Origin of the sequence: Fluviicola taffensis DSM 16823, from assembly GCF_000194605.1 — a bacterium.
In the GTDB taxonomy this organism is placed as follows: Bacteria; Bacteroidota; Bacteroidia; order Flavobacteriales_D; family Crocinitomicaceae; genus Fluviicola; species Fluviicola taffensis.
This window is the reverse complement of sequence record NC_015321.1, coordinates 1,259,060-1,272,525: the sequence shown is the minus strand read 5'-3', so window position 1 is coordinate 1,272,525 and position 13,466 is coordinate 1,259,060. Positions and strand designations below refer to the sequence as shown.

Annotated in this window: 11 protein-coding genes; 6 read left to right on the top strand and 5 right to left on the bottom strand. The window is 37.3% G+C overall.

Annotation, left to right across the window (positions count from 1 at the left end):
- Genes FLUTA_RS05670 through FLUTA_RS05655 form a run of 4 tightly spaced genes read left to right on the top strand, consistent with a single transcriptional unit; the run spans position 1 to position 3,271 of the window.
- Positions 1-1,128 carry an NAD(P) transhydrogenase subunit alpha gene (locus FLUTA_RS05670; protein WP_013685901.1) on the top strand — a complete coding sequence of 376 codons (1,128 nt, stop codon included), beginning with the start codon at positions 1-3 and terminating at the stop codon, positions 1,126-1,128.
- Complete coding sequence (locus tag FLUTA_RS05665) at positions 1,122-1,424, top strand: NAD(P) transhydrogenase subunit alpha part 2 (RefSeq protein ID WP_013685900.1); 303 nt, start codon at positions 1,122-1,124, stop codon at positions 1,422-1,424. Before FLUTA_RS05670 ends, FLUTA_RS05665 begins: the two co-directional genes overlap by 7 nt.
- 49 nt (positions 1,425-1,473) lie before the next feature.
- Positions 1,474-2,877 carry an NAD(P)(+) transhydrogenase (Re/Si-specific) subunit beta gene (locus FLUTA_RS05660; protein WP_013685899.1) on the top strand — a complete coding sequence of 468 codons (1,404 nt, stop codon included), beginning with the start codon at positions 1,474-1,476 and terminating at the stop codon, positions 2,875-2,877.
- A 1-nt stretch (position 2,878) separates the two neighbouring features.
- Positions 2,879-3,271 (top strand): GreA/GreB family elongation factor, encoded by a 393-nt coding sequence (locus FLUTA_RS05655; protein ID WP_013685898.1) that lies wholly within the window; start codon positions 2,879-2,881, stop codon positions 3,269-3,271.
- A 268-nt stretch (positions 3,272-3,539) separates the two neighbouring features.
- Here the strand turns inward: FLUTA_RS05655 and FLUTA_RS05650 are convergent, their stop codons facing one another.
- Positions 3,540-4,091: a hypothetical protein gene (locus FLUTA_RS05650; protein WP_013685897.1), complete on the bottom strand. Its 552-nt coding sequence runs from the start codon at positions 4,089-4,091 to the stop codon at positions 3,540-3,542.
- A 290-nt stretch (positions 4,092-4,381) separates the two neighbouring features.
- Complete coding sequence (locus tag FLUTA_RS05645) at positions 4,382-6,271, bottom strand: cellulose synthase family protein (RefSeq protein ID WP_013685896.1); 1,890 nt, start codon at positions 6,269-6,271, stop codon at positions 4,382-4,384.
- A 221-nt stretch (positions 6,272-6,492) separates the two neighbouring features.
- Here FLUTA_RS05645 and FLUTA_RS05640 point away from each other — a divergent pair, with 221 nt between their 5' ends.
- On the top strand, positions 6,493-7,662 hold the full coding sequence (locus FLUTA_RS05640; RefSeq protein WP_013685895.1) for a CehA/McbA family metallohydrolase domain-containing protein: 1,170 nt from the start codon (positions 6,493-6,495) through the stop codon (positions 7,660-7,662).
- Here FLUTA_RS05640 and kbl read toward each other — a convergent pair.
- Complete coding sequence (gene kbl, locus FLUTA_RS05635) at positions 7,659-8,852, bottom strand: glycine C-acetyltransferase (protein WP_013685894.1); 1,194 nt, start codon at positions 8,850-8,852, stop codon at positions 7,659-7,661. The two genes, FLUTA_RS05640 and kbl, sit on opposite strands and share 4 nt — an antisense overlap.
- A 202-nt stretch (positions 8,853-9,054) precedes the next feature.
- Positions 9,055-10,080: a radical SAM/SPASM domain-containing protein gene (locus FLUTA_RS05630; RefSeq protein WP_013685893.1), complete on the bottom strand. Its 1,026-nt coding sequence runs from the start codon at positions 10,078-10,080 to the stop codon at positions 9,055-9,057.
- Between the two features lie 104 nt (positions 10,081-10,184).
- Here FLUTA_RS05630 and FLUTA_RS05625 point away from each other — a divergent pair, with 104 nt between their 5' ends.
- Positions 10,185-12,593, top strand: coding sequence for a DUF5686 family protein (locus FLUTA_RS05625; protein ID WP_013685892.1), 2,409 nt, complete (start codon positions 10,185-10,187; stop codon positions 12,591-12,593).
- Positions 12,594-12,660: 67 nt separating this feature from the next.
- Here the strand turns inward: FLUTA_RS05625 and FLUTA_RS05620 are convergent, their stop codons facing one another.
- Positions 12,661-13,461 (bottom strand): sulfite exporter TauE/SafE family protein, encoded by an 801-nt coding sequence (locus FLUTA_RS05620; protein ID WP_013685891.1) that lies wholly within the window; start codon positions 13,459-13,461, stop codon positions 12,661-12,663.
- Between the last annotated feature and the right edge of the window lie 5 nt (positions 13,462-13,466).

Here is a 13,466-nt window from a genome sequence, read left to right as displayed (position 1 = left end):
ATGAAACTAGGAATTCTAAAAGAACGGGAAGAGGAAACGAGAGTATCTATTGTTCCAGCTGTCGTTCAACGATTTATAAAGGAATTGTCTTTTGAAGTTTACTTTGAAAGTGGTGTTGGTCAGAAAGCGGGGTTTTCAGATGGTGATTACATGAAGGCTGGTGCGGCTTTAATGGGTCGAGATGAAATCTTGGAATTACTTGACATAATAACAATCATCAATCCATTTGACACCCCCTTTCAACCAAATTCTCCCAAAACGGTGATTTCAATTTTAAATCCGTTGTTTCGAACAGGGGAGCTGGGGAAAATGACTCACTCAAATTTGACCTTATTCAGTTTGGATATGGTTCCAAGAAGTACGAAAGCGCAAGCCATGGATGTTTTATCATCTGTGGCTTCGATTTCAGGTTACAAAGCAGTAATCAAAGCAGCTGAATTGTATGGATCTGTTTTCCCCATGTTTACAACTGCTGCAGGAACAATTCGCCCAGCAAAAGTGTTGATTATTGGAGCAGGTGTGGCTGGTTTACAGGCAATTGCTACGGCCAGACGTTTGGGTGCAATTGTTCATGTCTTTGACGTGAGAAGTTCTGCCAAAGAGGAAGTACAAAGTTTGGGTGCAAATTTTATCGAGGTAGAAGGAGCGGCTGAAAATTTGAATGCAGGAGGATATGCCATTGAGCAATCACAAGAGTTTTTGGAAAAGCAGCGTGCCTTGATTGATAAATATGTTTCAGAATCCGCTATTGTGATTACAACTGCAAATATTCCGGGAAAAAGAGCACCCCTTTTGATTGAAAAATCAAGTGTGGAAAAAATGAAACACGGATCAGTGATTATTGATTTGGCAGCAGAGCAAGGTGGAAATTGTGCATTAACAGTCGACCAACAAACAGTTACGCATCATGGAGTACGTATTGTTGGAGATTCTTATTTGTCGCGTGAGTTGGCAGAAACAACTTCTCAATTGTTGGCTACCAATTACTTCAATTTCCTAAAGCATTATGTTCAACTCGATACTATTTCACGAACAGACGATCCTATTTTGACTGCAAGTATGTTGATTCAAGATGGAGAGCTCGTCAATGAACGCATCTTATCAATCCTTAACGAAGAAGTATGTTAGATTTTATTACGGGAAATCAAGCCCCGATTTATTTTATTTTATTGTGTGTCTTTCTGGGAATCGAAATCATTTCGAACGTACCTGCAATTTTACACACACCATTGATGTCAGGAGCAAACGCTATTCATGGCGTTATTTTGGCTGGAGCAATTATTACGATGTATCACGTTCCATCAGACGATTATTTGAACCTCACACTTGGATTTCTAGCTGTTCTATTGGGAACACTGAATATCTCCGGAGGATTCTTCGTCACAGGACGTATTTTATCCATGTTTTCTAAAAAGAAAAAATAGTTGCTTTTCGATTCGTTAATCGCGAGTTCAATCTAAAAATTACTTAGTTATGACAATTTTACTAGAAGTAAGTTACTTTCTGGCGATGATCTCATTCATCATAGGGCTCAAGTTTTTGAGCTCTCCTCAACATGCAAAATTAGGAAACATCATTGCGGGTGGTGGAATGACGCTTGCAATTATCGTGACGGTTTATCATACGTTTTATGCCGGACCAGTGACGATTAACCTCATTTTAATCATTATTGCCATTCTTTTAGGTACCATTTTAGGCCGCCGAATGTCTGATAAAGCGGAGATGACCAAAATGCCCCAACTCGTTTCCTATTTCAATGCGATGGGTGGTGGTTGTGCATTACTTCTTGGAATCATCGAAGGGCAGCAATTGTATCTTGGACAAAATACCGACCGTGTTGCTGAAGTTGTTTTGATGACAGCAATGATGATTGGAGCAACCTCTTTTTCAGGAAGTGTGATTGCTTATTTGAAATTGTCGGGGAAAGTAAAGGATATACGCACACGTTTTGTTTCGATTGCTTCTCGGTTGCTGATCATTTCCATGATTGTGCTCCCATTTCTCGTTTCTTTTGAAGTATTGCATTTGAACTTAATTCAAGAAATTGCCATATTGGGTTCTTTGGCAACAATTTACGGGTTGGTTTTTGTTTTCCCGATTGGTGGAGCAGACATGCCGGTAGTTATTTCCTTGTTGAATTCATTAACGGGAGTTGCTACGGCACTAGCTGGAATCCTATTTCACAATCTATTAATGATTTCAGGAGGAATTTTTGTGGGATCGGCTGGAGTATTATTGACTTTGTTGATGTGTAAAGCCATGAATCGCTCGCTGTGGAATGTATTGGCAGGAAACTTTAAAAATTCCGGATCTTCAACTAGTTCTTCAGCGGTAGAAATGGAAATTAAGCGAACTTCCATTGGAGAATTGGCAACGAATTTGGCTTTTTCAAGCAAGGTTGCTATTATTCCTGGATATGGTTTGGCAGTTGCTCAAGCTCAACATTTGTGCACACAATTGGAGCAACTTCTTGAAACAAAAGGAGTGGAAGTAGATTATATTATTCATCCTGTTGCGGGCCGTATGCCGGGCCACATGAATGTATTGTTGGCGGAAGCAGATGTGCATTACGATAAACTGCGGGAGATGGATGAGGTAAATGATTCCATGTCTTCGTACGATGTTTCGATTGTGATAGGAGCCAATGATGTCGTCAATCCAGCAGCTGAGAACGATTCTTCGAGTCCGATATTTGGGATGCCAATTATCAAAGCTTACAATTCGAAACAAGTGGTGGTAATCAAACGTGGAATGAGTAAAGGGTATGCAGGAGTGGAGAACAGTTTGTTTGGTGAGGACAATTGTCAGTTACTTTTTGCAGACGCAAAAGATGCACTTTCTGGAGTTATCGGAGAGTTAAAAACACTGAATTTTTAAGATGAAGTATCCTCGAATAATTTTAGATAAAAAGGAATATGAACTCATTAAAGCGTTGATTCATCCCATTTCTGAATCAACCAGTTTGATGAATAGTTGTATTTCCCGCTTAAGGGAAGAATTGAAAACAGCCGAGCTTTTTACCAATGGGGCAGATTTTCCGCAAGATGTGATTCGCTTGAACAGTATTGTAGACGTAAATACTCCTTTCGGGATTATGAAAATTCAACTGGTTTTGCCCGAAAATTCAAATTCGGAACAAAAGCGCATTTCAATTTTGACCCCAATGGGGTCTGCTTTGATTGGCTATGCCGAAAAAGATAAAATCATGTGGGAATTTCCGAATGGAACCCACGAAGTGGAAATCTTAAAAGTGTCCCACTCTCAATTTTGATTAATTGTTGGAACAAAGAGAATGAGAACTCTCGCGAACTTTATGGATAGTGTTCGACCAACGATTAACAAAAACCCCGAATTGTAGCAATACAATTCGGGGTTTAATTTTTAGCTTGGTCATTGATGTTTTGACACGTGTGGTAAGCGGATTGCTCGTTTCAAGAACAAAGAGCATCTTTTCAAGATACTCTTTGTTCAAAATAATTGATTTTACTTTCAATAAGTGCTGATAATCATATTATTAAATATTAATCAATACCAAAACATTACCTTACTAAGTACCATCTTTTCCCATCTAAAAACTCGAAATCTGTTACCCGCATGTTTTGCATCGAAAATTTTTTCAATGTTCTTGAAGAATCTTCGTTATTATAATTATCAGCCATTTTTTGATATACTACTTCTTCGTTCTTTTTTAAATTAGAAAGAAAAGCAGAATCAATTTTGATAGGCATTGAACGACTCATATTAAGGCTTAGTGTGAATTTTGTGTAATCAGATTCAGGATAATACTCAAAATAAAATGACATAGTAATGATATGTGGTTTTCCTTTGTAATCTATTGATAAACTAGGATCACATGTTGGATTCGACAAGCCACTTAATCTACTTTCTTTTGAAAATTGACTAACAGTCCCATAAAGAGTAATGGTATCAACCCCATTTGAATATTTCAATGGTTTTTTATAGTATTTTAAATCAAAAGGCATTCTCTTAAGATTAAAACCTTCACATTTTTCACTCTTACAGGATGTTATCATTAAAGCAAACAAGAAATATAATACCTTTAAAATTCTCACTTTTTTATTTTGTGTCATTTGTCTTATTTAGGTTCGTTTATAATCTTATCTAATTTAAGGAAGAGCTCTTCGGAATATAGCTTGTGCTAATTTGTTTTGATTCGTTTGTAGCCAAAAAAAACCGAATTGCATTGCTACAACTCGGTTTTTTAATTTTATTATCTCAAATGTTCAAATGTTCAAATGTTCAAATGTTCAAATGTTCAAATGTTCAAATGTTCAAATGTTCAAATGTTCAAATGTTCAAATGTTCAAATTAGATCTACTTAAACAGCTTGGAACGAACTTGATAATTCCTTTGCACTTTTTTATCGTCTCAACTCTTTCAAGGAATTAAAGAATACAATTCCATAACCGATTGTCAACATCAAATGAAAAGGAACCATTCCTAAATCTCCATAAATGGCTCTGTTTACTACTGTAAATCCGAAAACGCACATCAAGATTCCTTCACCAATTGTGATTAATGAAATGCTTTTCTTATCGTATTTGTTTCCTTTGAATTCTGTTTTCTTGTTTACGTTGAATTTGGGCGTTCTAACGAATGAACTCTTAATTCCCATAAAACCTTCCAGTACTGCAATGGTATTGGCTAAGGAAAGCCCTAATGAAACAGTAAGGAATAATAGGAATCGACCAACAAAACGGAAGAAAGATGTAAATGTGTTTTCCGTTTTATCGCGGTATGCCAGCCAATAGTAATACATCAAGAAAACAGTACTCAAGATAAAGACCGAACCGTATTGAATCACATAATTCAAATCAGAGAAACTATCTTTGATTTGGAGTACAGCCAAACTCAATAGTGACATGATCAAGATGAACATGAACACTGATGAATTGAACAAATGCGACATTCCATGAACACGATCACTTAATCGTACGTTTTTATGTGTCAAAAGCGTTTTCCACATTTTCACAAATACTTCCGCACCACCTTTCATCCAACGATGTTGCTGTGCTTTCAATGCCGACATTGTAATTGGTAATTCAGCTGGAGCAACGACGTCTTCCAAGTATTTGAATTTCCATCCTTTTAATTGAGCACGGTAACTTAAATCCAAATCTTCTGTCAAGGTATCGTGTTCCCAACCACCAGCACTTTCGATACATTTTTTGCGCCATATTCCGCCAGTTCCATTAAAGTTGATGAAATGTCCGGAAGCATTACGACCTCCCTGCTCTGCAGCAAAGTGACCATTCAAACCAAATGCTTGCAATTCTGTTAATAAGGAATATGATTTATTCAAATGTCCCCAACGGGTTTGCACCACACCAATTTCATCACTTGTTTCAAAATATGGCATGGTTTGTTGCAACCAATCTTTTTCAGGAACGAAATCCGCATCAAAAATGGCGATGAATTCACCTTTTACCTTGTTCATTGCTGAATCAAGAGCTCCTGCTTTGTATCCAGTTCTATCTGTGCGGTGAATGTGTTCAATTTGAATTCCTCGTGCAGCAACTTCTGCTACTTTTTGAGCAATTAGATCTTTCGTCTCATCCGTTGAATCATCCAATACTTGAATATCGAATTTATCTCTTGGATAATCAAATGCAGCAACAGCTTCAATGATTCGGTCTGCCACATACATTTCGTTGTACATGGGTAATTGAACAGTAACAGTTAATGCCGTATCAGGATTAAAAACTGGTTTAATTTCTTGTGCTTTGCGTTTACGATTTTTAGCATAAGCAATCGATAATGAAAGTTGTAAAAGCGAATAGATAAAAACAAGGACTAGACAAAATCCGTAAACAACCAAAATTGCTTTTGCAGTAAAGTGTGACCAATAATTTTCTTTTCCATTCCAATCTCCCCAATCAAACATCCAAGTAACTTTCGTCGATGTTTTGAACGGATTTTTTTGATCCATTTTGTATTCACCAGTGTGATCAGCATCGATTTTGATCAGGAAAGTCTCTTGTTTGTATTTTTCGTTGGAAACAGACAATTCAAAAAGTGAAGTATCTGTATTTGCCTCTAAAGCAACTCCTTTGAACAAGAATTTACCATCAGAATCGGTAATGGCTTCATACTTTTTGCCAGTTTCTTTACTGACCAATTGAACAGGAACTTCTTCAGAAGGACCTTTGGTTCGATAGTCTTGGTAATAACCAGAAACATCACGTTTGATTTGTCCGGAGACACTAAGCGCAAATACTGCGCAAAATAAAACAAGTATCGACCTTGTCATAGATTCTTCTTTGTTAATTGATCACTACTAATTTGCGTATATGCAAATCAGAATTTTTAGCGCACAAAGATAGTTTTTATTCTAGATTCTTACACCGTTAACTAATTAATCCAATTTAGCAGGTATAAATTGAATCTTGTAGCGGGACTAAGGGCTCATTTTTCGGCACTATATAAGCTCAAATGGCTATATTTGATTCTTTAAATCCTTAATGATTGCTTGTGAAAATACTGTCTCGGTTATCCAAATTTTTACTGAAGTTCGTTGCTTCAATTGCGCTCTTACTTTTTGTGGTTATTGGTATTCAATATCTGAGCACAACTATTTATGATTTTAAGGAACCAGTTGCATTTACGGGAAAAAAATGGAGTAATCCATATCAATCAATCGATTCGGGTCGCGTAAAAGCAAATTTTCACGCACATTCTGCCGCCTGGAAGTCGATTACTTATGGGAAATTTAGTCCTGAAAAAACGCGCCAATCTTATTTGGAGAAGGAATATGATGTAGCTTCGATTTCGAACTATTTTTCAATTGATACTACTGGAAAAAAAGATCCTTTATACATTCCTGTTTACGAACATGGATTGAATATTTTCAAAACACATTGTTTGTCGATTAATGCCTCTAAGGTTTCTTACACCGATTATTTTTTACTTCAATCAACTTCTCATCAACAAAAAGTCATTGAATCGATAAAGGCTCAAAACGGAATAGTTGCAATTGCGCATCCCAAATTGGCAATGGGGAGAAGTATCAATGATATGAAATACCTCATGCATTATGATTTGGTAGAAGTCTTGAATCATTTTCGAATTTCTGATGAATATTGGGATGCTGCTCTTTCTGCTGGAAGATTGTCGTATTTAGTGGCAGATGATGATTCTCATAGTACGGATGCCGATGAATTTGCACGCGTTTGGACGGTAATTTTAAGTAATGGAAAAACCAAAGAACCTGTATTGAATGATTTGGTCAATGGAAAAGCATTTGGAGTTTACACGGAATACAACACCTGTGAAAATGATTTCGTGAGTTGTGAGTTAAACAGTGATTCGTTGTTTGTTGAATTTGCAATTCCTGCCGACACTATTTTATTTATTGGTCAAAATGGAGTGGTGAAACACAAGGCATTTAAGTCGGCGAAAGCGTTTTATCGATTAAAGGATTCGGACACCTACATTCGAGTGGTTGCAAAAAATTACGAGAGCTCTATCTATTTGAATCCGATTGTTCGTTACGAGAAAAAAGTGCCACTGAATTCATTGAATGTCCCCAAAGAACAAATGCTCCAAACATGGTTGTTCAGAGCATTTGTTACGGTTGTTATATATTTCTTGCTCCGTTTGATTTACCGCATGTGGAAACCAAAACGGAAGAAACTGGCTTAGTTTTTAATTACCCCCAATTCTTTTCCAACTTTGATAAATGCAGCGATGGCTTTATCTAAATCTGCAATACTATGTGCAGCGGAAATTTGGGTTCTGATTCGAGCAGCGCCTTTTGCAACTACCGGATAGAAGAAACCGATTGCATAAACGCCTTCTTCCAATAGTTTGTCTGCAAATTGCTGAGACAAAGCTGCGTCGTATAACATGATTGGAACAATTGGAGAATCTCCTGGTTTGATATCAAATCCGGCAGCGATGATTCGGTCTTTGAAGTATTTCGTGTTTGCTTCCAATTTATCGCGAAGTTCCGTTGAACTTCCCAAAATGTCAAATACGGCATTTGCAGCACCAACAATCGACGGAGCTAAGGAGTTTGAAAATAAATATGGTCGAGAGCGTTGACGAAGCATTTCAATCACTTCTTTTTTTCCAGTTGTGTAACCACCCATTGCTCCACCAAGTGCTTTACCCAAAGTTCCAGTTACGATATCAACACGATCCATACAATTGTGGTATTCTGGAACTCCACGACCCGTTTTTCCGATAAATCCAGCACTGTGACATTCGTCTGTCATTACCAATGCATCATATTTATCTGCCAAGTCGCAAATTTCATTCATTTTAGCAATGTCGCCATCCATGGAGAAAACTCCATCAGTGACAATGATTCTATGGCGTTGATCTTGCGCTTTGATTAATTGTGCTTCTAAATCAGCCATGTCGGAATGTTTGTAACGGTAACGAGCTGCTTTGCACAAACGAATTCCATCAATGATTGAAGCATGGTTTAATTCATCTGAAATAATTGCATCTTCTTCGCCAAACAGAGGTTCAAAAACTCCTCCATTTGCATCAAAAGCCGCTGCGTACAAAATGGTGTCTTCTGTTCCGTAGAATTTCGCAATTTTCGCTTCCAATTCCTTGTGAATATCTTGTGTTCCACAAATAAAACGAACCGATGACATTCCAAAACCATGTGTGTCCAAAGCATCTTTCGCAGCTTGAATAACGGAAGGATGAGAAGAAAGACCTAAGTAATTATTGGCACACATGATAACAACTTCATGTCCTGAACTCACATGAACTCGAGCTCCTTGAGGAGAAGTAATGATGCGTTCTCGTTTAAAAATCCCACCATCTTTGATAGCCGTTAATTCATTTGAAAGGTACTCTTTTATTTTTCCGTACATACTCTGCGTTATTTTTTTACAAATATAAGAAAAAGCGCAGCTTTTGAAGACTGAGTTACACCAAACGTCAGTGCGACAGTAACGAGGGAGTGGCTTAACGAATTGAGATGATGCTTGCAATCCAATAGAATTATCAATGAATTAATTATCAATTATCAAGATGAAAACAGATTTCTAATCTTGATAGTTTGTCTATTTATAATTATCCGTCCACCCAAACCTTTGCGCCTTCTGAGCAATTGGTACAAATGTCTATCGAATTCCGATCGCGGAGAACAGCGCCTCGAAATGTTCGGTATTCAGAGCTATTCCAAATACTTTCAAAAGATTGTTCTTGTAAACTTCCCAAAGCATGTTCGGCATCTTTATCGAAGCAGCAGGGAACTACGCGTCCATCCCAAGTAAGCACACTGGATGACCACATTCTCCAACAACTGTTTCCACCTTTGTACTTGAAGCGGTAGGTGCCGTCTTTTTGTTTCACATAGCGCGAATACGCCTCGTTGTCTGGAATCAATTCGTTGCCATGTTTGTAATCGTAGACTTGGGCTGTTTTGAAACGCACTTCATCAATGCCAATTTCAGTTGCCAATGCTTGCACTTCTGCAATTTGATGTTCATTCGCTTTTACGACCAAAAACTGAAAAATGAGATGAGGTGTTTCGCTTTGAACTTCCTTTTTTGCTTGAACCATTGCTTTAGAACCAGCAATTACTTTCTCCAATTGTCCATTAATACGGTACGACTCATAGGTTTCTTGAGTTAAGCCATCAATGGAAATAATGAGGCGGTCTAAACCAGAATTGACAATTTCCTTCGCTTTCTTTAAATCGATGAAATGTGCATTGGTGGAGGTTGCCGTATAAATTTTGTGTTTTTTTGCTTCCCGAATGAGCTCCAAAAATTGAGGATGTAAAAATGGTTCTCCCTGAAAATAATAATTGATGTAAAAAACCGATTTGGATACTTGCGAAAGCCAATTTTGATGATTCGATAAATCGATCTTACCCGTTGGTCTGCTGAAAGCTTTCAAACCACTTGGACAAGCCGGACATCCTAAGTTGCAGGCCGTTGTTGGTTCAATGCTCAATGCGAAAGGCTTTCCCCAATTTCTTTCAATTTTGAAGATTCGAGCTAAACTATACGATAATCGGAGTGCAACAACGTTCCAAATCCGTCGAATAGTCAACTGTTTTACAATGTTCTTTTGATCTTTAAAAGTGCTCATCTTCTTCAACGAATTTACGGAAGAACGGCGAAACTTCTTCTTTTTTTTGGAGAACTGTAACTTTTTTTGACTTAGTTTGTCTTATAAATAAGACAATTTATACTATGAAATACCTTTTACTAAGCTTACTTACCCTTCTTAGCTCATCTTTTTTATACGCTCAACAGGTTCAAATTCAGGAGTCAGCATCTCATAGTCCGATTCCATTTGTGAAGGTTTATCCCAAAGTAGGGAAACCATTTTTGGCAGATTTGGATGGTCGTTTTATGAATCCAGCGGGAAATACGCAAGTAACTTTGAAAATGACTAGTTTCCGAGATACAACGATAGAAATTACTGGAGACATGACCGTTTATATGACGGAACAAGCTAGTGAAATTGAGGAAGTGGTCATTTTGCCTGGTGTTAATCCAGCAGAGCGTATCATGGAATTGGCTATTGAGAATCGGAAGAAAAATCACCCAAAATCAGACGTGTCTTTCAAATGCGATAATTACAGCAAGGTTGTTTTTACGATTAATCAAGATGCTTTAGCACAAATTTCGGATACAACAAAAGATACTAGTTTGGTAGATTTACGTAAGTTTTTCGATCAACAACATATTTTCTTGTTAGAAAGTACTTCTACCAAGTATTTTAAGCCGCCTTTCAAAGAAAAAGAGGTCATCAGCGCGTATCGTATTTCCGGATTTTCTGATCCAATGTTTTCTGCCTTTGCTAATGAATTACAATCGTTTAATTTTTACGACAATCAGTTTGATATTTTGGGAAAATCGTATTTGAATCCCTTAGCCTTAGGTTCTATTCGTAGGTATTTGTTTATCCTCGAAGACACCACTATTACAGCTCCTGGAGATACTACATATACCATTCGTTTTCAACCACGAAGAGATAAAAATTTCGATGGGATGAAAGGGAAATTGTACATCAATACGCGCGGCTATGCAGTTGAGAAAGTAAGCGCAGAGCCAGCAATTACAAGTGAAGGAGGAGTTCAGGTTAAAATTATTCAAGAATATGAATTGCTTGAAGGAAAAAAATGGTTTCCGTACAAATTATCTACAGAAGCTGCTTTCCCTGGACTTAAGATGAGTTCAAAATTGAAAGATGCTTATATCGTCGGAAAGGGGAATACGTATATTGATAATGTGGTTTTAGATGCCGATTTGAAAGACCAACGATTTAATGCCGTTTTCGTAGAAACAGCCCGAGATGCGAATAAAAAAGATTCTACCCATTGGGACAGCAAGCGAAAGTATGATTTGGATAGTAAGGATTTAAGAACTTATAAAGTCATCGATAGTATTTCCGAAAAGGAAAATTTAGAAGGAAAATTGAAAATGCTTCAATCGTTGTTGCAAGGAAAAATTCCATTGGGGTATGTGCAAATTGACTTGCTTCGCTTGTTGAATTTTAGAGATTACGAAGGTTTTCGTTTAGGAGCGGGCTTGGAAACGAGCGAAAAATTATCCGATCGCTTTCAAGTTGGAGGTTATTTCGCTTATGGATTTAAAGATAAAATGTGGAAATATGGAGGGTACGGAAAAGTAACATTAGTCCCTAAGTATTTCTTAGATTTTGAAGCGCGTTATCAGGAAGATATCATTGAAAGAGGTGGAACAGGATTAACTTATGAACCTGTAATTTCTCGCTTGAATACGATTTATAGAGATGTATATATCCGACAAATGGATAAACAGCGGATTGGAGAAATTGCCTTTTCGGGGTACGTTTTTCCAAGAATGAGATTCCGATTGTCAGGATCTTATCAGCGTATTGCTTTTACGGAAGGGTATAGCTATCAATGGTCGAACGCCTCGATGGGAACAGTTGATCGTTACGACATTGCTGAAACTTCTTTGGAGTTGACTTGGGCTATTCGCGATAAAGTCATGTCGTTGGGAACGAAACGCATTTCTTTAGGTTCTAAATGGCCAATTTTGACATTTAAAATCACGAAGAGCATTCCAGGCGTAACTGCTGCAAAAATTGATTATGCTCGTATTACTGGAGGAGTTCAACAAATCGTTCCGATACGAGCGGTTGGTAAATTGACTTATGTGTTGATGGGAACGGTTGTAACTGGAGATTCGCCCTTGTTGTTGCAACAAGTAGGACAAGGAACAGGCGGGATGTGGAAATTATCTGCAGCCAATTCATTTGAAACAATGATTGCATCTACTTACTATTCGTCACGAATGGCGGCATTGTTTACGCGTTTTGATTTCAAAGCTATTAAAACTGGTAAAAAATGGACTCGTCCGCAATTTGCGATTCATCATGCTTTGGGTTACGGAAACGATGAGGATAAAAGTCGTCATTCAATTGTTTTTCAATCACTCAATAATGGATATGCAGAAGCAGGTTTGTTAGCGAATAGCGTTATCGTATTGAATGGAATTGGTTTTGGAATTGGAGGGTTTTATCATTATGCAGGAGGAATTATTTCTCCAAAAGTGGAAAATAATATCACGGCTAAGTTTAGTTTAACATTCCACTTCTTATCGCGTTGATCGAATTTGAAGAAAGGAGAAATAAATGGAAGTGAAATTAATAAAGCAGAAGGTGATTTTTTACTTCTTATCGGATTGCTACAATTTCCGCAATGAGTATTGTAATTCCAATAATTAATACAAAAACGCCAAATGCTTTTTTGAGTTTAGCTGCTTGAATCAGGTGGTTTAATCTCAGACCAATCATTAATCCTGCTACTGCAATTAAGGTAAATCCAAGAAGAATTTCCCAGTTTAATTGGATATTAGGCCTGAATAATTCGGCTGTAAATCCGCTAAGTGAATTAATAGCAATAATCACAATAGATGTTGCAATGGCATTTTTAATTGGAACTTTCATGAAGATGGACAGGGAAGGAATAATCATGAATCCACCTCCTGCGCCAACTAATCCGCTGATAAAACCAATGATTGCTCCAAAGATGACCAAGATAGTTGGTCGGTTTTTTTTTGCTGAAGGAAGTTCTTTTTGACCTTTAATCATAGGAATAGCAGCCAAGATCATTAAAAGTCCAAATAAGCCCATGATAAAGGTATTCAAATCGAATACAATGAAATCTCCTACATGAATAATGGGAGGAAGCTTTGGAATAACGAATAATCGGGTAAGAGAAACACTAATTACGGCAGGTATTGCAAATAACAAGGTGTTTTTTAGATTGATCAATTTGGATTTAAAATGTTGAATTGCTCCAAACAAGGAGGTAACTCCAACGATAAAAAGTGAATATACCGTTGCATCTTTGGGTTCCATTTGAAAGAACAAAACTAAAATCGGAACTGCTAAAATAGATCCACCACCGCCTAAGGTTCCTAAGACTAGTCCAACTAAAAGTGCTAAAAAATATCCTGTAATTATGAGTACCAAAGAAA